The sequence below is a fragment of the Alphaproteobacteria bacterium genome, assembly GCA_019695395.1.
In the GTDB taxonomy this organism is placed as follows: Bacteria; Pseudomonadota; Alphaproteobacteria; order JAEUKQ01; family JAIBAD01; genus JAIBAD01.
Genome location: JAIBAD010000002.1, coordinates 1 through 20,635 on the forward strand (window position 1 = coordinate 1; position 20,635 = coordinate 20,635).

The 20,635-nt window shown below is 33.9% G+C and carries 24 protein-coding genes; 13 read left to right on the forward strand and 11 right to left on the reverse strand.

The annotated features are described in order from the left end of the window. Positions 1 to 286 precede the first annotated feature (286 nt). Together K1X44_00500 and K1X44_00505 are read left to right on the forward strand one after the other, a co-directional pair. Positions 287 to 514: a hypothetical protein gene (locus tag K1X44_00500; protein MBX7145767.1), complete on the forward strand. Its 228-nt coding sequence runs from the start codon at positions 287 to 289 to the stop codon at positions 512 to 514. 209 nt (positions 515 to 723) lie between these two features. Beyond that, positions 724 to 1,041: a hypothetical protein gene (locus tag K1X44_00505; protein ID MBX7145768.1), complete on the forward strand. Its 318-nt coding sequence runs from the start codon at positions 724 to 726 to the stop codon at positions 1,039 to 1,041. 331 nt (positions 1,042 to 1,372) lie between these two features. On the opposite strand, the gene K1X44_00510 is transcribed toward K1X44_00505, so the two are convergent. Then, positions 1,373 to 2,590: a cyclopropane-fatty-acyl-phospholipid synthase family protein gene (locus K1X44_00510; protein MBX7145769.1), complete on the reverse strand. Its 1,218-nt coding sequence runs from the start codon at positions 2,588 to 2,590 to the stop codon at positions 1,373 to 1,375. Between the two features lie 148 nt (positions 2,591 to 2,738). On the opposite strand from K1X44_00510, the gene K1X44_00515 reads away from it, so the two are divergent. Next, positions 2,739 to 2,987, forward strand: a complete 249-nt coding sequence (locus K1X44_00515; protein MBX7145770.1) for a hypothetical protein — start codon at positions 2,739 to 2,741, stop codon at positions 2,985 to 2,987. An 88-nt stretch (positions 2,988 to 3,075) separates the two neighbouring features. Here K1X44_00515 and grpE read toward each other — a convergent pair whose 3' ends face one another. Both grpE and hrcA read right to left on the reverse strand, forming a co-directional pair. After that, positions 3,076 to 3,678: a nucleotide exchange factor GrpE gene (gene grpE / locus K1X44_00520; protein ID MBX7145771.1), complete on the reverse strand. Its 603-nt coding sequence runs from the start codon at positions 3,676 to 3,678 to the stop codon at positions 3,076 to 3,078. A gap of 78 nt (positions 3,679 to 3,756) precedes the next feature. Then, positions 3,757 to 4,824, reverse strand: a complete 1,068-nt coding sequence (gene hrcA / locus K1X44_00525) for a heat-inducible transcriptional repressor HrcA (protein ID MBX7145772.1) — start codon at positions 4,822 to 4,824, stop codon at positions 3,757 to 3,759. Positions 4,825 to 5,021: 197 nt separating this feature from the next. Here hrcA and rph point away from each other — a divergent pair, with 197 nt between their 5' ends. From rph to hemW, 3 genes are read left to right on the forward strand one after another with little or no spacing between them, the layout of a single operon-like run. Continuing rightward, on the forward strand, positions 5,022 to 5,759 hold the full coding sequence (gene rph / locus K1X44_00530) for a ribonuclease PH (protein ID MBX7145773.1): 738 nt from the start codon (positions 5,022 to 5,024) through the stop codon (positions 5,757 to 5,759). A gap of 24 nt (positions 5,760 to 5,783) precedes the next feature. After that, positions 5,784 to 6,398, forward strand: coding sequence for an RdgB/HAM1 family non-canonical purine NTP pyrophosphatase (gene rdgB / locus K1X44_00535; protein ID MBX7145774.1), 615 nt, complete (start codon positions 5,784 to 5,786; stop codon positions 6,396 to 6,398). Continuing rightward, the gene (gene hemW, locus K1X44_00540; protein MBX7145775.1) at positions 6,395 to 7,555 is read left to right on the forward strand and encodes a radical SAM family heme chaperone HemW; all 1,161 of its coding nucleotides are present in this window, start codon (positions 6,395 to 6,397) and stop codon (positions 7,553 to 7,555) included. Before rdgB ends, hemW begins: the two co-directional genes overlap by 4 nt. A gap of 5 nt (positions 7,556 to 7,560) precedes the next feature. On the opposite strand, the gene K1X44_00545 is transcribed toward hemW, so the two are convergent. Further along, the gene (locus tag K1X44_00545; GenBank protein ID MBX7145776.1) at positions 7,561 to 8,754 is read right to left on the reverse strand and encodes a penicillin-binding protein activator; all 1,194 of its coding nucleotides are present in this window, start codon (positions 8,752 to 8,754) and stop codon (positions 7,561 to 7,563) included. A 102-nt stretch (positions 8,755 to 8,856) separates the two neighbouring features. Between K1X44_00545 and rsmI the strand changes: the two genes are divergently transcribed. From rsmI to gshB, 4 genes are read left to right on the forward strand one after another with little or no spacing between them, the layout of a single operon-like run. After that, on the forward strand, positions 8,857 to 9,753 hold the full coding sequence (gene rsmI / locus K1X44_00550) for a 16S rRNA (cytidine(1402)-2'-O)-methyltransferase (GenBank protein ID MBX7145777.1): 897 nt from the start codon (positions 8,857 to 8,859) through the stop codon (positions 9,751 to 9,753). Next, the gene (locus K1X44_00555; protein MBX7145778.1) at positions 9,753 to 10,130 is read left to right on the forward strand and encodes a YraN family protein; all 378 of its coding nucleotides are present in this window, start codon (positions 9,753 to 9,755) and stop codon (positions 10,128 to 10,130) included. Before rsmI ends, K1X44_00555 begins: the two co-directional genes overlap by 1 nt. Continuing rightward, positions 10,111 to 10,710 carry a BON domain-containing protein gene (locus K1X44_00560; GenBank protein MBX7145779.1) on the forward strand — a complete coding sequence of 200 codons (600 nt, stop codon included), beginning with the start codon at positions 10,111 to 10,113 and terminating at the stop codon, positions 10,708 to 10,710. The genes K1X44_00555 and K1X44_00560 overlap by 20 nt, the downstream gene beginning before the upstream one ends. A 44-nt stretch (positions 10,711 to 10,754) precedes the next feature. Next, the gene (gene gshB, locus K1X44_00565) at positions 10,755 to 11,708 is read left to right on the forward strand and encodes a glutathione synthase (protein MBX7145780.1); all 954 of its coding nucleotides are present in this window, start codon (positions 10,755 to 10,757) and stop codon (positions 11,706 to 11,708) included. Here the strand turns inward: gshB and K1X44_00570 are convergent. Further along, positions 11,703 to 12,602 carry a DMT family transporter gene (locus K1X44_00570; protein ID MBX7145781.1) on the reverse strand — a complete coding sequence of 300 codons (900 nt, stop codon included), beginning with the start codon at positions 12,600 to 12,602 and terminating at the stop codon, positions 11,703 to 11,705. The genes gshB and K1X44_00570 overlap by 6 nt on opposite strands. Positions 12,603 to 12,839: 237 nt before the next feature. On the opposite strand from K1X44_00570, the gene K1X44_00575 reads away from it, so the two are divergent. Next, the gene (locus tag K1X44_00575; protein ID MBX7145782.1) at positions 12,840 to 14,357 is read left to right on the forward strand and encodes a YifB family Mg chelatase-like AAA ATPase; all 1,518 of its coding nucleotides are present in this window, start codon (positions 12,840 to 12,842) and stop codon (positions 14,355 to 14,357) included. Positions 14,358 to 14,364: 7 nt separating this feature from the next. Here the strand turns inward: K1X44_00575 and K1X44_00580 are convergent, their stop codons facing one another. Then, entirely contained in the window at positions 14,365 to 14,742 is a 378-nt protein-coding gene (locus tag K1X44_00580; GenBank protein ID MBX7145783.1) for a histidine triad nucleotide-binding protein, read from the reverse strand. A gap of 42 nt (positions 14,743 to 14,784) precedes the next feature. Further along, positions 14,785 to 15,723: an AraC family transcriptional regulator gene (locus tag K1X44_00585; protein ID MBX7145784.1), complete on the reverse strand. Its 939-nt coding sequence runs from the start codon at positions 15,721 to 15,723 to the stop codon at positions 14,785 to 14,787. Between the two features lie 267 nt (positions 15,724 to 15,990). Between K1X44_00585 and hslV the strand changes: the two genes are divergently transcribed. Both hslV and hslU read left to right on the forward strand, forming a co-directional pair. Continuing rightward, positions 15,991 to 16,536, forward strand: coding sequence for an ATP-dependent protease subunit HslV (gene hslV / locus K1X44_00590; GenBank protein ID MBX7145785.1), 546 nt, complete (start codon positions 15,991 to 15,993; stop codon positions 16,534 to 16,536). A gap of 20 nt (positions 16,537 to 16,556) precedes the next feature. Then, complete coding sequence (gene hslU / locus K1X44_00595) at positions 16,557 to 17,885, forward strand: ATP-dependent protease ATPase subunit HslU (protein MBX7145786.1); 1,329 nt, start codon at positions 16,557 to 16,559, stop codon at positions 17,883 to 17,885. 1 nt (position 17,886) lies between these two features. Here the strand turns inward: hslU and K1X44_00600 are convergent, their stop codons facing one another. The 4 genes from K1X44_00600 to K1X44_00615 are packed head-to-tail and all read right to left on the reverse strand — an operon-like array spanning position 17,887 to position 20,610. After that, complete coding sequence (locus tag K1X44_00600; GenBank protein MBX7145787.1) at positions 17,887 to 18,243, reverse strand: helix-turn-helix domain-containing protein; 357 nt, start codon at positions 18,241 to 18,243, stop codon at positions 17,887 to 17,889. After that, positions 18,240 to 18,776, reverse strand: a complete 537-nt coding sequence (locus tag K1X44_00605; GenBank protein ID MBX7145788.1) for a Smr/MutS family protein — start codon at positions 18,774 to 18,776, stop codon at positions 18,240 to 18,242. Before K1X44_00605 ends, K1X44_00600 begins: the two co-directional genes overlap by 4 nt. Next, positions 18,754 to 19,455 (reverse strand): lactate utilization protein, encoded by a 702-nt coding sequence (locus K1X44_00610; GenBank protein ID MBX7145789.1) that lies wholly within the window; start codon positions 19,453 to 19,455, stop codon positions 18,754 to 18,756. Before K1X44_00610 ends, K1X44_00605 begins: the two co-directional genes overlap by 23 nt. 6 nt (positions 19,456 to 19,461) lie before the next feature. Beyond that, positions 19,462 to 20,610, reverse strand: a complete 1,149-nt coding sequence (locus K1X44_00615) for an MltA domain-containing protein (protein MBX7145790.1) — start codon at positions 20,608 to 20,610, stop codon at positions 19,462 to 19,464. Positions 20,611 to 20,635 lie beyond the last annotated feature (25 nt).

Genomic DNA, 20,635 nt, shown 5'->3' on the forward strand with positions numbered 1-20,635 from the left:
ATATTTTGTTATAGTTTTTAAATTTTTTGAAAATAAATTAACTTAAAAAATTTTTAATAGTAAGTTAATTGAATAATAAAAAAATTCATCTGATTACAGATACATGTAGTAGAATTTAGGGATTTATTATTAAATTTAAAAAATAATTTATATATATATTTGAATCAATATATTATTATAATAATGTATAAAATATTATATTTTAAAAAATTAATTGTTTTTTAACTATTACCCAATCAAATTAAAATATATTTAAAAATATTTTTTTACTATAAGGAATAATGCAATGGTTAACAAAAAAAATATTCTAATGCTTTCGCTCTTATCTATTATATTAGTATCCTGTGGTGACAAAACCTATGGTCCTCCAAAGTCAGCCTCACCAGTCTATGATACTTTTTATAATGAGATGGATAAATGGGATATTAGACGTGATATTCTCAGTAATGATAATGAATCTAAAGAGCGGGATACCCAAGTTGAAAAGAATGGTAATCCCGGACCAAATTCTTAATACACAAATTAATTTTTGTTAAATCGCCCCGGATTAATTTGGGGCGATTTTCTTTAGATGATAATTTTAATTAACGGTGATTCTAAAATTTTATATAATTACGGTTTCATAAAATCATAATATTAAAATTATATTATCTAATATATATTTATAATATAAATATACCGTTAAATTGTAACAATAATCCGTACTTTCAAGGAGGATTATATATGATAGTCACCAACAAAATTCTTCTAATTTTAATAAGTATGATTTTAAGTGTAAGCGCATGCCAGGCACAAGAATATAATCCAACTTATAATTCTACTGATAGAAAAGAACCTTTTTATAATGCAAGAAAAAATAGGGACATTAAAGAAAGAAACAATTTATGGTATAACACCACAAATGATCATATCCAAGAATATAATCCAACTTATGATTCTACCGATACAAGAGAACCTGTTTCTAATGCAAGAAAGAATTGGGATATTAAAGAAAGAACAAATTTTTGGTATAACACCACAAATGATAATGATAAAAAATAACATACTTAGAACTTTAGACATGACATCTCTTTTTTTGTTCAGTAACCTTAGGATAGATTTTTTAAACAAAAACATCAGATATTAGAATCCATTTACTTACATAATAAGTAAGAACCATAAACCTCATAAACGAAATGTTGAAAAACGAACCTTACAAAGCTAGCCCAAATACTTAATCCAATTTAATTAGATTGTTGAAAATGCTTCAAAAATATCTGGGCATTTTTTTATATAAGAGAAATAATTGATGTTCATATATTAGTATGAGTTTATATACCCATATTAGTATTATTAGATAGATAGGCCCCCAAAGGTAACTTTGGGGGTTTTTTTATGCAATAATAGGGACTATTGTATTTTCTTTTTTCCATTGATTTATATAATCCCGGGTTTGGGGTACAGCGTCACGTTTTTTGGTGATTTGAATTTGAAAAACAACAGATGTCCCAAATTCAAATGAAGCTTCACATCCAGCTAGATAAAAATCCCACATTCGGCAAAAACGTTCATCATACATAGATTTAACTGTATCCCATTGATTATGGAAACGTTCCCGCCAATGATGTAGGGTTTTAGCATAATGCAATCGCCATATTTCAATATCTGTAATAAAAAGATTTTGTCGTTCAATGGCCGCTGTTACTTCAGATAATGATGGGGTATAGCCACCTGGAAAAATATATTTTGTAAGCCATGCTGCATTATTTCCCGGTTCATCCATATGACCAATAGTATGAAGAAGCATCACACCATCATCTTTTAAAAGATCACGGGATTTTTCAAAAAATTTATCATAATGCATAACACCTACATGTTCAAACATCCCAACGGACATAATACGATCAAATTGATCATTAATATGGCGGTAATCTTTAAGTTCAAATTGAACCCTATTTTGTAACCCCAATTTTTGTAATCGTTCTTGGGCCAAATTTAATTGCCGCGCTGAAAGAGTAATTCCCTTGATTTTTAAATTTTCTAACTGCGCACAATAAAGGGCCAGTCCACCCCACCCGCACCCTATATCTAATACACTATTACCTGGTTGTAACCGTAATTTGGATGCAATATGCTGTTTTTTATGAAGCTGGGCAGTTTCTAAATCATCACTATCATATTCAAAATAGGCACAACTATATTGCATATCTTGATCCAAAAAAAGACGATAAAAATCATTACCCAAATCATAATGATGGGCTACATTACGTCTTGATTCCAAGGGGGTATTAAGATTCATTAAACGTTTACGAAAATAACGAATGACTTTTTCCAGATTCGTAAGTTTTTTTCCTTTAATTAAACCGCGGGCATAAATTTCCATTAAAGAATAAATATCACCATCTACTGTTAACGTCCCATCCATATAGGCTTCGCCCACAGCTAAACCTGGATTAAAAGCTATTTTCCAAAATGTTTTCCAATTATGGATACGTACTGTTACCTCTGGACCTTTTTCAACACCTTCGATTACATGGTTTTTTCCATCAGGGTCAACAATGATTAAATACCCATGACGTATATAATGTTTTAAAAATTTTTCCACCAACATGAAAGTTCCCCCTCGTTTGTTATAAAAATAGGACTTTTTTAATTTATTTTCTACAGCTTTTATTTATTGCTTAATAGTTTTTTAATGTTTAATTTTTATATTAAAAACAATTTTATTATTAACATTTTACTTTTTTAAAGGATTACTAATGTCTTATAAAAAAAATTATTTTTATTTAATAGTTCTATTCTCTTTATCCCTTTTATCCGCTTGTGGCAGTAAAACTTATGGTCCTCCCTCTTCTGCACATCCAGTTTTTGATCGTATTGACAGTTGGGGACCAGAAGATCTTAAAGATCCATTTCCCAATATAAATTATACAACCAGTAATGATAACGAAACTAAAACACGTGAAGTACAATCAGAAAAATCCAGTGATATTAATTTAAGACCATAAATTAAAGTTTTATTAGCTTCATTCTAAAAATATCCTAATATTAAAATTATTAGGATATTTCTTTTATGTATCGAGCGATCCATTATTTCTAATCAGATTTATTTTTAGCAACCCCAACCATGGCTGGACGCAAAAGCCTGTCGTGAAGTTTATAACCCGCTTGTAAAACCTGAACTACCGTTCCATCTGTTTGTGTTGTATCTGGTATTTCAAACATCGCTTGATGATGATGACTATCAAATTTTTCATGCAAAGGTTCAAATTTTTTAACATGATGTTTTTCAAAAGTTGCTAATAATTGACGCTCTGTCATCTCAACCCCATCTAGCAAAGTTTTAAGAGGACCATCCTGCAATTGATCACGGTCCGTAACACTTTCAAGTGCCCGATGTAAATTATCAGCAACATTTAAAAGATCCCTGGCAAAAGCAGTAATTGCATATTTCTGGGTTTCTTCCTTGTCTCTTTGGCCACGTCTTCTAACATTTTCTACTTCAGCCAGTGCTCTTAAAAGCTGATCTTTAAGACCCGCAATTTCTTCTTGGGTCTTGGATTGATTCTCATCTACAAATTCTAATTTTTCTTCTTCATTCATGGATTTTTTTAAATCATCTTCCGTGCTTTCTACCTTCAATTGATCATCTTCTGAAAAGAAAGCTTCTTCATCATTATGTATTTTATGTTTATCCATTCTTAACACCTAGTTTTGTTGTCTATTATTATCTTAATTCTATCTTATACATCATATATAAATGATATGAATTTTAAATTAGCTCATTAACCTACTTATAACCTTAGCTGTATAATCTACCATAGGAATAATTCGAGCATAATCAAGTCTTTTGGGTCCAATCACCCCAATAGCCCCAATCAGTTTTTTTTGATTATTACGGTAAGGTGCAATAACCAAAGAACACCCAGCTAAATCAAAAAATTCGTTTTCTGATCCAATAAAAATTTGAACACCTTCTGCCGATTCTGTCACATCAATAAGCCTTAAAAGAGCTTCTTTACTCTCTAAGGCCGTAAATAACATTCTAATTCGTTCTAAATCAGCCATAGCTGTAATATCATCAAGTAAATGTTGCTGACCCCGAACAATAAGTGCCCCATCTTTGCTATCACCCGACCAAATAGCAAGACCAGACTCGACAACTTTGCGGGTTAGAGAATCAAGTTCTGCTTTATCGCGATCCAATTGAGTTAAAACCTCTGCGCGTGCTTCATTCAGACGCCGTCCTACCAAATGGGTCGCTAAATAATTGCTGGCTTCAACTAAAGCAGAATTTGGAAGTCCCCTTGGCACATCAAGAATACGGTTTTCAACTTGGCCATCTTCTGTAACCATAACAACTAAAGCTCTTCCTGGCCCTAAATGGACAAATTCTATATGTTTAAGGGCCAAATCTGTTTTAGGCGCCACAACTAATCCCGCACATTTAGAAAGCCCGGATAAGGTTCTGGTTACTTCATCTAAAACTTCGGTAAAACTTCGCCCCAATCCTGCACATTGATGGTCTAAACTTTGCCGTTCTTCTTCAGTTGGTCCTCCTACTTCTAAAAGGCCATCCACAAACATATGTAATCCTTGCTCTGTAGGTAATCTTCCAGCTGATGTATGCGGGGCATAAAGAAGACCCGCTTCTTCTAAATCCGCCATCACATTACGGATAGTGGCCGCAGATAATCCCAACCCTAAGCGATGTGAAATTGTTCTAGAGCCAATTGGTTCACCCGTCTCAACATAAGCATCAACAATATGGCGAAATATTTCACGCGAACGTTCATTAAGTTTTGTCCCAAAATCTGGATTTTTTCTTTTAGGAATAATAATCATTATAATAGTCCATAATTTTCTATACAATTCTAGATAATTTATCCTTATTAAAAGTCAATAATTACAAAGAATTTTCTTTTTATTATAGCTAATTTTGACCCTAAGACCCAAATAGAAAATCAAGAATTTTCAATAAAAAAAGGCAAAAGTAAAAATTAGGGTTTTTATTTTTTTAATTTTTAGCTATGAATAAGACTATGAATGCTTTCCCCCCTAGACCATCAGGTCGCGCCGATGATGCTTTGCGTGCTGTTTTTATTGAAACAGGCGTTAATAAATTTGCCGAAGGTTCCTGTTTTTTACGAATTGGTGACACTCAAATTTTATGTACAGCAACTGTCGAAGATAAAGTCCCCCCTTTTCTTAGAAATACAGGGCGTGGATGGATCACCGCAGAATATGGTATGTTACCACGAGCAACCGAAATACGTATTGATCGTGAAGCAAGCCGGGGGAAACAAACTGGCAGAACCCATGAAATTCAGCGTTTGATTGGAAGATCTTTGCGTTCTATTACCGATCTTAATGGATTTGGTGAAAGACAAGTTAAAGTTGATTGTGATGTTGTTCAGGCTGATGGGGGAACTAGAACTGCATCTATCACCGCAGGTTATATTGCGCTGCATTTAGCTTTCCAAAAAATGCTTGAAAGAAAAGTAATCAAAACCATTCCTTTAAAAGACCAAATTGCCGCCATATCATGTGGTATTATTGGTGGAAGACCTGTTCTTGATCTTGATTATCAAGAAGACAGCCAAGCAGATGTCGATGCCAATTTTGTTTTAACCGGTAATGGAAGCTTGGTTGAAGTTCAATCAACAGCAGAACATGCTTTATTTACTGAACAAACGCTTTTAGAAATGTTATCTTTAGCAAGATTAGGTATTTCCATTTTAATGGATCAGCAACGCAAATCTTTAGGATTCAAATCTTAAATCTATTTATCTTATTAAAGCTTTATGACCCATCGTAGCTTTACCCATGATTCTTTAATTATTGCTACCCATAATAAAGGTAAGCAAAAAGAAATTATGGTATTGTTTAAACCTTTTGTAAAAAAACTTTTTACTGCTCAAGATTTTAATCTCTCAGAACCTGAGGAAACAGGTCTAACTTTTATAGAGAATGCAGAATTAAAATCCCTAGCCGCATCTATGAAGACCAATCTTCCCGCTTTAGCTGACGATTCTGGATTGGTTATTCCTGCACTTGATGGGGAGCCTGGTATTTATTCGGCCCGTTGGGCTGGCCCCCAAAAAGATTTTAATTGTGCTATGGATCAAGTTCAACAAAAGCTTGAAAAAAAAGGAGCACATACGAAAGAGCAACGTAAAGCATGGTTTATATGTGTTTTGTCACTTGCTTGGCCTGACCACCATGTTGAAAATTTTGAAGGTAGAATTGATGGCCATATTACGTGGTCCCCACGTGGTCATAATGGATTTGGCTATGATCCCATTTTCGTACCAGATGGATACGATATAACCTTTGGTGAAATGGACCCAAATCAAAAACATTTAATAAATCATCGAGCGTTAGCTTTTAATCAACTTATTCAAAATTGTTTTTCATGACAGAAAAACAACGCCCTTTTGGTCTTTATATTCATTGGCCTTTTTGTTTATCTAAATGTCCTTATTGTGATTTTAACAGTCATGTTCGTAATCATGTTGATTTTTCTTTATGGGAAAAAGCTTTGTTGGCTGAGCTTGAGTATTATGGCAAACAAACGAAGGGTAGAATTTTAACATCAATTTTTTTTGGAGGTGGAACACCTTCTTTAATGCCCCCTTTTCTTGTGGCTAGACTTATTGACCAATGTTCTGTTTATTGGAATCTTAATCCATCCCTAGAAATTACCCTAGAAGCCAATCCTACCTCAAGCGAATCTTTATCTTTTAAGGCTTTGGCCAAGGCTGGCGTTAATCGTTTATCCTTGGGTATTCAAGCCCTTAATGATCAAGATTTACATTTTTTAGGAAGACAGCATAAAGCAGAAGAAGCACTTAATGCGTTATATATGGCCCAGGATATTTTTCCCCGTTTTTCTTTTGATTTGATTTATGCAAGACCCAACCAGTCTTTAAAAAATTGGGAACAAGAATTAAAACAAGCCCTTGCCCTAAAATCAAATCACCTGTCGCTTTATCAACTTACGATTGAGCCTAATACAGCTTTTGCAACCTTTGTACATCAAAAAAAATTTATTCCTCTTGATGAAGAGCCTTCTGATAATCTTTATGATTTAACCCAATCCATGTTAGAAGATCATGATCTACCTGCTTACGAAATTTCCAATCACGCACGTAAGGGGCACGAATCTTTGCACAATCTTATTTACTGGCATTATGATGATTATATTGGTATTGGACCAGGTGCACATGGAAGGCTTACTTTAGATAACATTAAATATACCACCTATCAAGAAAGATTGCCAGAAACTTGGCTTAAAACAGTTTTACATCAAGGTCATGCCACCCATACTAAATCGTTATTAACCTTTGAAGAAAAATTTCAAGAATTCATGCTAATGAATTTACGACTTAAAGATGGGTTTACCTTAAAACGTTTTGATGCGGAATTTAATCAATCTTTTGATACTTTGTTAAATCCCAAAATAGTACAAAATCTAATTGATTATAATCTTGTGGTTAAGAATGACGAAAATTTTTCTTTAACTAAAAATGGTTTCAAAAAGTTAAATGCTGTTCTTTATCACCTTTTAGCTTAAGAGCTTTAATTAATTAAAGGATCTAAACTTTGAGGAGCAGGGTCCCGAATGACAATTTGGCCAGATTGTACTTCAAAAATTGCCAATCCTCGTTCAACTAATCCATTAGGTGTAAGTCTAAAAATACCATCAATTCCTTCAAACCCATTTCTTTGTGTAAGTGTTGGTAAAGCAAAAGGATCGTTCATATTTTTTTTGGATAAAAGAGCAGCCATCGCCACCATATCATAAGCAAGCGCTGTAAGTCTGGGAGGATCATTTTTATACAATTGACGATAACGAACTTGAAATTGATCCCATTGTTCCGTAGGGGGGGCCGCATACCATCCACCTTCCAATGATTGTTCTCGGCCAATATTTTCGTTGGCCCAAAGACTAGTTCCTAAATAGCGGATTTTTTTAGAATCTAATTCATGGCTATTTGCTAAAAAAGCAAGGCTTCTCAATTTTTGTCCTTCTTCAGCAAGAAGAAGTGCATCTATAGATTTTGTCGGATCACTTTTTAATTGATTTATAACGGGCATCAAATCACGATTTTGAGGATCATAAAGTATTTGATTAACAGGAATTAATTTTAAATTTGCCAAGGTATTTTTTGCCGTTTCAACAATAAGCCTTCCATAAGGGCCAGCAGGGGCAACCACTGCAAAATTTCTAAGACCTTGGCTATAAGCATAAGTTAAAATACGATTAACCTGAAGTGACGGAAGATTACCAATAATATGAACACCTTTGGTTACTGCTGAAGAATCTGTCGAAAAACTTATAACATGAATATTGGTGGGATTTGCAATAAGTGAAACAGGCAAAACTTCACTCCCGAAAACAGGGCCCAAAATCAACCGTGCCCCTTCACGTATAGCTTCACTTGCGGCTTGGGCAGCACTTGTTGGGGTACCTCCCGTATTTTTTATAATAAGTTCAAATTCTGGTCCCGCATGATCAAAAACTGCTAATTCGGCTGCATGGCCCATTGCTTGTCCTAAGGCCATATTTTTACCTGATAAAGGTAAAAGGAGAGCAACTTTAACAGTTGGTGAATTTAAAACTTGTTGATTAACAGATTTAGGGGCAGGGGTAAGAACAGGTTGAGAGCGTGTCGGATATGATTTTGATGGGACAGAGCGATCAAAAGCTTGACAGCCTGCTAAACTCATTAATAAAAAACAACAAAAGACAGATTTTTTTAAAATATACATGATATTTAGATCCTAAATGATCAAGGTAATAAATAACTTTCATCCTAATTTAACTCTGTTAAGATTTTAAGTAAACTAAAGTTTTAAGTACAAATCATAATCATGACCAAAGTTTTAGATACTTCATTTTTACCTAAATTAGATTTAGAGTTAACCGAAAAAAACTCCCAAGCAATTTCTTCGGGTCTTTACTTAGTTGCAACCCCAATTGGTAATTTACAAGATATTTCACTTCGAGCTTTAACTACTTTGGCCAAGGCTAATCTTATTGCCTGCGAAGATACACGAATTACCAAAAGATTACTTAATAAATACGGTATTACAACACCCGTTTTATCCTATCATGATCATAATGCTGAAAAAATTCGTCCGATTTTATTAACAAGATTAGCCCATGGTGAATCGATTGCTTTAGTCAGTGATGCTGGTACACCTCTTATATCTGATCCTGGATACAAACTTGTCCGGGCTTGTATAGATAAAAAAATTATGGTGACAACTATTCCTGGAGCTTCTTCTTTGCTTTCTGCCCTTCAGTTATCTGGTCTACCAACCGATCGATTTTTCTTTGTTGGGTTTTTACCCCCCAAATCCCATGCACGTAAGGTTATTTTGCAAGAGATAATCCACATACCTGCAACCTTAATTTTTTTTGAAACAGGACCAAGATTAATTGCATCTCTGCAAGATATGGCTGAAATATGGGGTGAAAGGCAAGCATCTGTGGCAAGGGAGCTTACAAAAGTTTTTGAAGAAACCAAACGTGATACACTTGCCAACCTTTACACTTATTATAACCAACATGGTCATCCTAAAGGGGAAATTGTTATTGTAGTGGGGCCCCCTTCAAATGAAACATTGAACTATGACATTGATACTTTATTAAAAGAAGCCTTAGCAACAATGTCCTGCCGCGATGCTGTTAAAGAGATTGCCCAAAAAACAAATATATCAAAGCAAAAAATATATAAACAAGCTTTAAAGAAAAATATAGAATAATGATAAAACCAGCTTTACATAAACAAAAATATTATGCATGGAAAAAAGGAAAAAAAGCTGAATTTTTAGCGCGATGGTATCTTCGAATTTGTGGGTACAAAATACTTGATTATAATATTAAAACGTCATTAGGCGAAATTGATATAATTGCCCGAAAAAAATCTTGTATCTTTATTATTGAAGTAAAAGCCAGAAAAGATTTAGATAAAGGATTAGAAGCTATTCAACACTATCAACAAAAACGTATTCACAAAGCAACTTTATTGTGGTTACAAAAAACACCCCAATTTGGTGACTATTCAGTAAGATTTGTTGCTCTTTTAATTATACCTTTGCGTTTACCCAAATTAATTTTAGATGCCTGGTTCATTGAATAAAAATAAATTTTATTTAAGTTATTTAATTTTATATTCTCTCTTCCTAGATGGATGCAGTTGGCAAAGTGCTGCCACCGGTACAGCTGCAACCATCGGCATTATGGCAACCCAAGAACGTGGATTTGGTGATACTGTAACCGATAATACTATGTGGCTTGCTCTTAATAAAAAATTATTAAGCTATTCAAACTTCATTTTTTTACATGTGGATAGTATTGTTTATGAGGGAAGAGTTTTATTAACAGGCTATGTCAAAAACCCCCACCACAGATTATTGGCTGTCAAACTAGCTTGGCAAACCCAGGGGGTTCAAGAAGTTATTAATGAAATAATTATTACAAAAAAATCTGATCTTTTAGATTATGCGCATGATGCATGGATTATTGGGCAATTAAAATCCAAAATTCTTATTGATCAAAAAATTCGTGCTATCAATTATGCAATTGAAGCAGCAGGGGGTATTGTTTATTTCTTGGGTATTGCCCAAGATCATGACGAGCTTCAACAAATTATTAATCATGCCCGTGATATACCCTATGTTAAAAAAGTTGTAAGTTATGTACGAATAAAAGAATTATGATTATAATTTTTTGTGATATTACATTTTTGTAGAAAGTATAAGGAATGTTAAAAATAGCCCTACAAATGGATCCCATTGAAACAATCAATATTAAAAAAGATAGCACCTTTCTTTTAGGACTAGAGGCACAAAGACGTGGGTATGAGCTTTTTTATTATAATCCTAAAAATTTAAGTTTAGAGGGAAAAAAACTATATGCCACAGGGCATTTCATATCTTTATACAATAATGCTGATAAATTTGTGGATTTAAAAAGTGTAGAAAAAATTGATCTTAGAACTTTTAATATTATCCTTTTGCGCCAAGATCCACCCTTTGATATGGCATATATTACAACAACCTATTTTTTAGAGCGTCTTCATCCCAAAACTTTGGTTGTGAATAATCCTTTATCTGTTCGTAGCGGTCCAGAAAAACTTTTGACAATGGATTTTGTTGATTTTATTCCACCAACTTTAATCACATCTAATACGGATGATATTATTAGTTTTCGTAAAGAACACAAGGATATTATTATTAAACCTCTTTACGGCAACGGAGGAGCAGGTGTTTTTCATATTAAATCTGATGACGAAAATTTCAAAGTTGTTCTAGAATTTTATGGTCAATTTTTTAAAGAACCCGTGGTTGTGCAACAATACATACCAGATGTACGTTCAGGAGATAAAAGAATTATTTTAATTAATGGTAGTGCAGCAGGTGCAATTAACCGCATTCCACCCATGGGGGAGGTACGTTCTAATATGCATATAGGGGGATTGCCCCAGGCAACCACATTAACCAAGCGTGACCAAGAAATTTGTGAAGCTTTAAAACCCATGTTAAAAAAACAAGGTCTTATTTTTACAGGCATTGATGTTATTGGAAACTATTTAACAGAAATTAATATCACATCACCTACAGGACTTCATGAAATTAATCATTTTGATCATGTTCATCTTGAGCGTATTTTATGGGATTCAATAGAAGAGGTTTATACGCAAACTAGATCATCATAAAGATTTAACTTGGCGTTTAATAGTTTCACGGTGCGCAATATAAAGCCCACTTGAAATAATAATCACAGCACCTAATATAAGCGTAAAAGTTGGCGTAAAATGCCAAATCAAATAATCAAAAATCATAGCAAAAACCAAATGTAAATATTCAAAAGGTGCAATGATGGATACAGACGCAAAACGAAATGCTTGTGTCATTAAAAGTTGGCCACATCCCCCCAATATGCCTATAAGAGCCAACATAAAAAAATGAAAGGGTGTTGGTAAAACCCATCCCAAAGGCCAAGTTGCAAGACCAATAAGAGCTGCAAAAAAGGTAAAATAAAAAACAATTCTTTGGGGTGGTTCTGTTGCCGTCAATTTACGAATAGCAATCATAGCAAGTGCGTAAAAAAAAGCACCCATAATAGGAAGAAGTAAAGTTAAACGTAAAGATTCTATATCCCAAAATCTTGTCATAATAAGAACACCAACAAATCCAATAATAACGGCCATCCATCTTCTGATACCTACTTTTTCTTGAAGGAGAGGGATAGAAAGTACTGTTAGAAATATCGGACCTGAAAGACCAAAAGCAGTCGCTTCAGCCAAAGGCAAAAAGGAAAGTCCTGCAAAAAAGCCCACCATGGATATCACCCCATACAAAGAGCGAAGCAAATGATTTTTCCACTGGCTAGCTTTTAAAAGGCTAAAAATATCTGAACGGAAAAAAAGAACACTAATGGGAATAAAAGCAAAAAAATTACGGCAAAAAACAATTTGCCCTGTGGGATAATATTGGGAAATCCATTTAATAACAACATCCATACAACTAAAAAAAATTACAGATAAAACCATAAAAATAATACCTTTGGATGGTTTATTATCATGATAGGTACGAGACAAAGATGTCATAGAATAAACTATAAGTTAAATTTATTTTTAAAAATTACATTACAAAACCTTTAAGCTTTTATTCAAAAAGCTTAGATTTTTTAAATTTAATTGAAGATGAATCATCAAAGAAAATTAAAAATCATTCTATCTAATTATTGACATGAATGCAATCTATCAGAAGATTTTTTAATGGATTTTATTGAAAAATAATTTAGATTTTAAATTGCTTCTAAATTTTAAAGTAACGTAATAATTATGGTTGCACACATAAAAACAGTTGCCTTTCGTGGTATTGATGTTCTTGAAGTTGATGTTCAAGTTCAATTATCTTCGGGTCTTCCAAGTTTTACCTTGGTTGGATTACCCGATAAAGCCGTTGGTGAAAGTAAAGAGCGAATTAGGGCTGCTTTTAATGCTCTGGGGTTAGCTTTACCTTCTAAAAGAATTACCGTTAATCTTGCCCCTGCTGATCTTTTTAAAGAGGGAAGTCATTATGATTTACCAATTGCAGTTGGATTATTGGTTGCTTTAAACGTTTTACCAGCTGAAGAAATCAGTGAGTATTATATTTTGGGTGAGCTTGGCTTAGATGGTAGTATATCTGCTGTCACAGGGATTTTACCAGCATCTATTCAAGCTTATGCAAAAAATATGGGACTTATTTGTCCCCTCTCTCAGGGAAGTGAAGCTGCATGGTCAGGATCAAAATCTATTTTAGCAGCTGCTAATATTTTAAATCTAATCAATCATTTTAAGGGTACCCAAATTTTATCCCCACCAGAAGCAAAATTAACCAACCATTCTGAAAAATTTTCTGATCTTCAAGATATCAAAGGCCAGAATTCTGCTAAAAGAGCCCTAGAAATCGCTGCTGCAGGTGGCCATAATTTGGTTATGATTGGTCCACCTGGATCAGGTAAATCCATGTTGGCATCAAGATTACCAGGTTTACTTCCGCCACTTTCTTCACAGGAAGCTTTAGAAATAAGCATGATCCACAGTTTGGCAGGGCAATTAAATACCAATGGACTTGTTCAAACAAGACCTTTTCGTGAGCCCCATCATTCGGCGTCTCTTGCCTCTATGGTGGGGGGTGGAAATAAAGCAAAACCCGGTGAAATTTCATTGGCCCATCTTGGGGTTTTATTTTTAGACGAATTACCAGAATTTTCCAGACAAACTTTGGAATCATTACGTCAACCTCTTGAAACTGGATCTGTTACAATTGCCAGAGCATCTCATCACGTGACATATCCCGCACGTTTTCAATTGATTGCTGCTATGAATCCATGCAGATGTGGATATCTTGATAATTCAAAGCTTGCTTGTACCAAAGCACCCAAATGCGCCATGGATTATCAAGCAAAAATTTCTGGGCCCTTTTTTGATCGTCTTGATCTTTATTGTGATGTGCCTGCAATTAAACCTGATGATTTATCTTCTTCACCAAAAAGTGAACCTTCAGAACAAGTGGCAATGCGGGTTTTAAAAGCACGACAAAAACAACAGGGACGATTTCAATCTCTCCAAACAAATTATATTCCAAGATATAATGCAGAAATGACAAGTAAACTAGTTGATGAAACATCAAAGCCTGACACAGAAGGATTAACCATGCTTAATCAAGCTTGTGAAAAATTCCATCTTTCAGCAAGATCTTACTATCGCATTTTAAAAGTAGCGCGAACCATTGCCGATCTTTGCGACGAACCAGCTGTTAGAAAAAACCATATTGCTGAAGCTTTAACCTATCGCCGCCTTGTTTACAATTAAGTATAAATCAGATTTCTTTTCTTTTAACTGAAACCATAGGCCCCAATTCTTGCCCCCCCATCAAATGCACATGAAAATGGGGAACCTCCTGATGTGCGTTTTTTCCATGATTAGCAATAAGCCTATACCCATCTTCATCAAGGCCAAGATCTGTGGCAATTTTTCCGACAGCTTTGATAAAACCAGCCATTTCTTGGTCTGATGCCTTTTTTGAAAAATCAGCAAAAGAAACATAGTTTTTTTTGGGTATAATTAAAATATGGTGTTGAGTTTGAGGTCTAATATCCTGAAAAGCTAAAACGTGATCATTTTCATAAATTTTAGCACAGGGCAATTCACCCCGTAAAATACGGGCAAAAATATTTTGTGGATCATAAGATATCATACTTATCTTTCAATTTTTAAATTAATATTTTACATATTTATTTTAATTACTTTTTATATCTTGAACTGATGATTTTTGTAAAGGTATACAGAGATCTGTTAAAAGATCTGGTTCTGGTGTATTTGTCCAACTATTTAAATAAATATCCAAACAAGGTCTTTCATTATCAATTAAATAGGGGCTTTGGGGCAACCAACTTCCTATCATTTGTTGAAAAATATTTCCTATTTTTGTATAGGATCCTTGATGTCTGGTTATAGCCCAATATCCACCTGGAAATGTACCAAACTTCATAGGGGGTTCAATCTTTATATCTTTTTCATTATTGATAGAAAAAGCAGCATCATAGCGCAATTGATGGGCTGGTACTACAGAAGGATCATCCCATGAAAATCCATAGATAGCTGTATCTCTTTTAATGTATCCTCGTGATCCAGCCCAGGGAAGCAATTGTTTAAAAACATTTCCAACCTCATTATAAGGACCAACATGATGGATATAAACAATAGGATGTGATTTAATTTCTTTAATTGTAACGTTCATAGGAGATTCCTTTATAACGGGTTCAAATGTTAATTTTAAGGGTGAAAATTCTGCACGAACTGCATAATTTCCAAAATTATAAGGACCAGTCTTTATATCATGAGCTAACAGGTGCGACGGATTAAAACCAAAATATTTTTTAAAAGCTCGGCTGAAAGATTCCAAATTTTCATAGCCAATTTCAAATGCTGTTTGGGTAACATCCAAATGACCTTGGGTTAAAAGATGATATGCATATTCTAATCTTAAACGACGGATTAAATCTGCAACTGTTTCACCTGTTAATCCTCGAAAAATTCTATGAAAGTGAAAAGGTGAAAAACATGCAACTTCAGCAAGTTTATCCAAAGATATATGTTGGTTAAGATTTTGACATATATAATCAAGAGAACGTCCTATACGATCAATATAAAACTCTGTTGTCTTTTTCATTTTCATAAAATTTATATCTCTATTAACTTGTTTAAAAAATGATCCTTTTTCAAATAACCTTATAGAAATTATATTTTAATGCTTGATGAAGTTTGCTATTTTAAAAAATTATTTCAATACTTGTTCATGAAATGTATTGTCATAATGGTTTTTGTAAAATACACTTTCATTTTATTTTTACTCAATGAAATAAAACCTTTATATCTTTAAGTAATTTTAAAATATTTAAACACACCCCTTGAAGTATTATAAAATTTAGCCTATTTGAAACATATGTCTTCTTCTGAACAACAATGGCACGGAACCACAATTCTTTCTGTCCGCAAAAAAGGGCAAGTCGTCATCGCTGGTGATGGCCAGGTTTCCTTTGGATCAACTGTTATCAAATCTAATGCAAAAAAGGTAAGACGTTTAGGTAAAGGTAATGTTATTGCGGGGTTTGCAGGAGCAACCGCAGATGCTTTAACTTTATTTGAGCGCTTAGAAGCTAAATTAGAACAATATCCAAGCCAATTAGCTAGAGCTTGTGTTGATTTAGCTAAAGATTGGCGTACAGATCGATATTTACGAAGGCTTGAAGCTATGATGGCGGTAGCTGATGATACCGTTAGTTTAATCTTAACAGGTACAGGTGATGTTTTAGAACCTGAAGATGGATTAATTGGTATTGGTTCTGGGGGACAATTTGCCCTTGCTGCAGCAAGAGCTTTACTTGATCAAGATTCTTTTTCTGCAGAACAAATAGCCAGAAAATCTATGAAAATTGCTGCAGATATTTGTATTTACACCAACACCAACATTCTTATTGAAACATTATGAGCTTTGATACACCCCTACCTATGGATGAAGCTACATCCCATAGTTTTACACCACGTGAAATTGTTTCCGAATTGGACAGATTTATTATTGGTCAAAATGATGCCAAGCGTGCTGTTGCTATTGCTTTACGTAATAGATGGCGTCGGCAACAATTACCCGACGATCTTAAAGAAGAAGTTTTACCCAAAAACATTTTAATGATAGGACCCACAGGTGTAGGTAAAACAGAAATTGCTCGGCGTCTTGCCAAACTTGCCCAAGCGCCCTTTATAAAAGTTGAAGCAACAAAATTTACCGAAGTAGGGTATGTAGGACGTGATGTTGAGCAAATTATCCGTGATCTTATCGAAATCAGCATGTCTATTACCAAAGAACGTCTGCGCCGCCAAGTAGAAGCCAAAGCCGAGCTTCAAGCAGAAGAACGTGTTCTTGACTCTTTGGTTGGTGACCAATCAACCCCAGAAACACGATCGAAATTTAGACGTATGCTTAGAAACGGTGAATTAGATGACCGTGAAATTGATCTCCAAGTTAAAGATACGTCCTCTAACAAAATGTCCACTTTTGAAATCCCTGGCATGCCTGGGGCAAGTATGGGCATGCTTAATCTTAACGATATTTTAGGTCAAACCTTAGGGGGTCAACGTACTAAAACAAAAAGATTAAAAGTTAAAGATAGTTATAAAATTCTTATCGCTGAGGAAAGCGATAAACTTCTTGATCAAGAAAAATTAATTAGTTTGGCAATTCAATCTGTTGAAGAAAATGGCATCGTTTTTATTGATGAAATCGATAAAATTTGTACAAGATCAGAACGGGTTGGTGCTGATGTAAGCCGTGAGGGTGTGCAGCGTGATTTATTACCTTTAATAGAAGGAACCCAGGTTAATACAAAATATGGACCTATTAAAACAGATCATATTTTATTTATTGCATCGGGGGCTTTTCATTTGGCAAAGCCTTCTGATTTGCTTCCTGAACTTCAGGGAAGATTACCCATTCGTGTTGAACTTCAAGCTTTAGACCGGCATGATCTTAAAAAGATTTTAATTGAACCAGAAGCAAGTTTAATTAAACAATATAAAGCTTTACTTAAAACAGAAAATGTTACCTTAAACTTTACGGAAGAAGGTCTTGATAAACTAGCAGATTTGGCCGCAGAAATTAATGCGCAGGTTGAAAATATCGGGGCTCGAAGATTACACACGGTTATGGAACGGTTACTTGAGGAAATAAGTTTTTCTGCAACAGATCAAGCGGGAAGTGAAATTAAAATAGATTCAGATTATGTTGAGAAAAAAGTTTCTATCCTAGCCAAAAATACAGATCTTAGTAGATTTATTCTTTAAGTTATTTTTCTTCTTCCAGTATAAATAATATTTGGTTGATTTGATCTAAATTAAGCTTTCCTATTTTTAAGGCTAATTTATTAGCTAATTCTGTTGCCTGGGGTATAAGACCTGCTGTTTCTATAGTGATTTTGGGGTCTGATAAATCTGCCAATTTTTTTAATTCATCCACATCATCCCATACTAAATTAAAATAAGCAGCAATTTGTTGAATTAAACCACTGCTGGGTTTGCTGCGCCATCCATGTTCTAGAGCAGAAAGATAAGCCGATGAAACTTTTAAAGCTTGAGCCATATCTTTAAGGTTAAGATTTTTTTTTGCCCGCAATTCACGTAATTTTTTACCAAATGGCGTCATGATTTTTTCCTTTTAAGTAAAACATAAAAAGCACCTGTACCCCCATGTCGATTTTGGGCATAAGAAAAACTTAGAACTAAGGGTCTGATATCTGGTAAATTAAGCCATTCAGGAACTTTTTGATTCAAAATCCCCTTGCCACTTTTAGTAAAATTTCCTTTCCCTGCAATAATAAGAACACATCGTTTTCCTTGAAACGCTTGCTTTTTTAAAAAGATGGACAAATAATCCAAAGCTTCGCCTTGGGTCATTCCATGCAAATCTAATGTGCCATCTAATAACAATTTACCCTTAACAAGTTTTTTACCTAAATTTTTATCAACTTCTTTTCGGTCACCTAATTCTAAATAAGAAAGTTGACGCGGTTTTTTTTGACCCATTAAAGGTTCTTGTTTTAATTTTAATAATTTTTTTTCTTCGGGTTTATTGTCTATTTTTTTTTCTATTAAATTTTTTTTCTTTAAGGGTTTTATATCTTGACGATAAAATTCCCACAAAAGATTTTCCTGGTCATTTTGTTTTTGCTTGCTCATCTACAAGTATCACATGCATATGTTTTGTTTTGTCAACATTTTGCACCGTATTGGTTTCTGTATTCATTTCACAAATAATTTCAACTTTTATATCATAATTTTTTAATTCTTCATGCAAAAATTTATCGCATTGTTTCCATGCTTCTTCTAACCTAGTTACAATTTGATCCCCACGCACAACCACAACATGTAGATTGGGTAAATGTATTTTTGATATTTGGGCATCCGGCCCAGAAAATAACATTAAACTTCCGCTATCTACAATACCCGCAAAAACTGTTGAAACAAAAATTTTATCAAATTCATCAAGAAATCCAGTTATTATATCAAATTTAGGATATTTATTCCAAGGAAGGTTTAATAAAAATGGATCTTCGTAAAGCTTAAGACTTAAAGAAAAATTATGAGATGAAAGAAAATTATAAAGGGCACCAGGAATATGATCAAATTTTGCTACCCGTGATAAAGTTAATGTTGTTTTTTCAATTTTTTCTTCAAACAAATCTAAATCTGAACGAAAAACCCAGGGGACTAGAGGAGGCATCCAAAAATTGCCTTGTTTTTTTTCTGTATTATTTTGCCTAAACATAAAAGAGGGTGGATGAAAATCCGATCCAGAGGATTTAAATTTTTTAAAAAAATTCCCTAAGGAGGTTTTTATTTTTCGAATAAAGCGCATAAAAATTTATAATCTATTGGTTTTTATACCTTGGGGTAACAGAATATAATAAGTTCCATAATTTTTAAACGAACTGGCCTTTACCATAGCTTGATCCGCTGTACCAAAAAATATATCTCCTCTTATTTTACCTTTAATTGCTCCACCTGTATCTTGTGCTAAAACCAATTTTTGCCATGAGCTTTGACCTTCTTTTAAATCAACCCATAAAGGTATACCTAAAGGTATATAAGAAGGATCAACAGCGATACTTCTCTCTGGCGTTAATTCAACACCTAATGCACCAATAGGCCCATTTTTAGATCCATTTATTTCACGGAAAAAAATATAACTTGGATTTAAATACATTGTCTGTTGGGCTTGGTTTGGATGGGCGCGTAGCCAATCAACAATACCCAACATAGATACGGTATCTTTTGTAAAAAAACCATCATCAATTAATTTTTTTCCAATAGGAAAATAAGGATGACCATTTTTGCCATCATACCCAATTCTTATTTTTTCCCCTTGACCTAAACTTATAAGACCTGAACCCTGGATAGAAAGAAAAAACGCATCAACCCTATCTTTAAGCCATATAAGCTCCAGATTTTTAGCAGATAATGCCCCTTGATCAATTTCTTCATATTTAAAATAGGGTAGTAATTTACCTTTAACATTTCTACCCCATATTGTTCTTTTTTCTTCTTGTATAAATTTAGCAAGATTAACCTCAATCAGATCGGGGGGACGGCGGTAAAGAGGCACTTGATACAAAGATGTTTTGACACGCGATCCTTGAAGTAAAGGTTCATAATACCCCGTGAACAAACCTTCAGGCTCTGATTTAAAAACATAAGGGATAAACCATTTTTCAAAAAATTTTCTTGCATCATTTTGGTCTGAAATTTTTAAATTTTTAGCATTATCACAAAGATCAAACCAGTTATATGAAAATTCTATATGTTCAATGCGGTTTTTTTGATTAAAATTATTTTTTTCATAAGCCTGGCATGAGGCAAGCAAAGCGGGCAAAGCTTGATCTTGCTGATCTTTATTCCATCCAGGTAATAAAGCATAAGAAATAGGGTAAAAATTATTAGTTTTTAAAGAAATTGATTGATCTATTGTATCAGAAGATGAACAACCTGCTAATAGAATTACACCGCATAACATACTACCTAAAAATCTTTTCATCAAA

Excerpts from the sequence above, each read along its gene's own strand:
- K1X44_00500 (MBX7145767.1), top strand. The coding sequence starts at position 287 with ATGGTTAACAAAAAAAATATTCTAATGCTTTCGCTCTTATCTATTATA.
- K1X44_00505 (MBX7145768.1), top strand. The coding sequence starts at position 724 with ATGATAGTCACCAACAAAATTCTTCTAATTTTAATAAGTATGATTTTA.
- K1X44_00510 (MBX7145769.1), bottom strand. The coding sequence starts at position 2,590 with ATGTTGGTGGAAAAATTTTTAAAACATTATATACGTCATGGGTATTTA.
- K1X44_00515 (MBX7145770.1), top strand. The coding sequence starts at position 2,739 with ATGTCTTATAAAAAAAATTATTTTTATTTAATAGTTCTATTCTCTTTA.
- grpE (MBX7145771.1), bottom strand. The coding sequence starts at position 3,678 with ATGGATAAACATAAAATACATAATGATGAAGAAGCTTTCTTTTCAGAA.
- hrcA (MBX7145772.1), bottom strand. The coding sequence starts at position 4,824 with ATGATTATTATTCCTAAAAGAAAAAATCCAGATTTTGGGACAAAACTT.
- rph (MBX7145773.1), top strand. The coding sequence starts at position 5,022 with ATGAATGCTTTCCCCCCTAGACCATCAGGTCGCGCCGATGATGCTTTG.
- rdgB (MBX7145774.1), top strand. The coding sequence starts at position 5,784 with ATGACCCATCGTAGCTTTACCCATGATTCTTTAATTATTGCTACCCAT.
- hemW (MBX7145775.1), top strand. The coding sequence starts at position 6,395 with ATGACAGAAAAACAACGCCCTTTTGGTCTTTATATTCATTGGCCTTTT.
- K1X44_00545 (MBX7145776.1), bottom strand. The coding sequence starts at position 8,754 with ATGTATATTTTAAAAAAATCTGTCTTTTGTTGTTTTTTATTAATGAGT.
- rsmI (MBX7145777.1), top strand. The coding sequence starts at position 8,857 with ATGACCAAAGTTTTAGATACTTCATTTTTACCTAAATTAGATTTAGAG.
- K1X44_00555 (MBX7145778.1), top strand. The coding sequence starts at position 9,753 with ATGATAAAACCAGCTTTACATAAACAAAAATATTATGCATGGAAAAAA.
- K1X44_00560 (MBX7145779.1), top strand. The coding sequence starts at position 10,111 with ATGCCTGGTTCATTGAATAAAAATAAATTTTATTTAAGTTATTTAATT.
- gshB (MBX7145780.1), top strand. The coding sequence starts at position 10,755 with ATGTTAAAAATAGCCCTACAAATGGATCCCATTGAAACAATCAATATT.
- K1X44_00570 (MBX7145781.1), bottom strand. The coding sequence starts at position 12,602 with ATGACATCTTTGTCTCGTACCTATCATGATAATAAACCATCCAAAGGT.
- K1X44_00575 (MBX7145782.1), top strand. The coding sequence starts at position 12,840 with ATGGTTGCACACATAAAAACAGTTGCCTTTCGTGGTATTGATGTTCTT.
- K1X44_00580 (MBX7145783.1), bottom strand. The coding sequence starts at position 14,742 with ATGATATCTTATGATCCACAAAATATTTTTGCCCGTATTTTACGGGGT.
- K1X44_00585 (MBX7145784.1), bottom strand. The coding sequence starts at position 15,723 with ATGAAAATGAAAAAGACAACAGAGTTTTATATTGATCGTATAGGACGT.
- hslV (MBX7145785.1), top strand. The coding sequence starts at position 15,991 with ATGTCTTCTTCTGAACAACAATGGCACGGAACCACAATTCTTTCTGTC.
- hslU (MBX7145786.1), top strand. The coding sequence starts at position 16,557 with ATGGATGAAGCTACATCCCATAGTTTTACACCACGTGAAATTGTTTCC.
- K1X44_00600 (MBX7145787.1), bottom strand. The coding sequence starts at position 18,243 with ATGACGCCATTTGGTAAAAAATTACGTGAATTGCGGGCAAAAAAAAAT.
- K1X44_00605 (MBX7145788.1), bottom strand. The coding sequence starts at position 18,776 with ATGAGCAAGCAAAAACAAAATGACCAGGAAAATCTTTTGTGGGAATTT.
- K1X44_00610 (MBX7145789.1), bottom strand. The coding sequence starts at position 19,455 with ATGCGCTTTATTCGAAAAATAAAAACCTCCTTAGGGAATTTTTTTAAA.
- K1X44_00615 (MBX7145790.1), bottom strand. The coding sequence starts at position 20,610 with ATGTTATGCGGTGTAATTCTATTAGCAGGTTGTTCATCTTCTGATACA.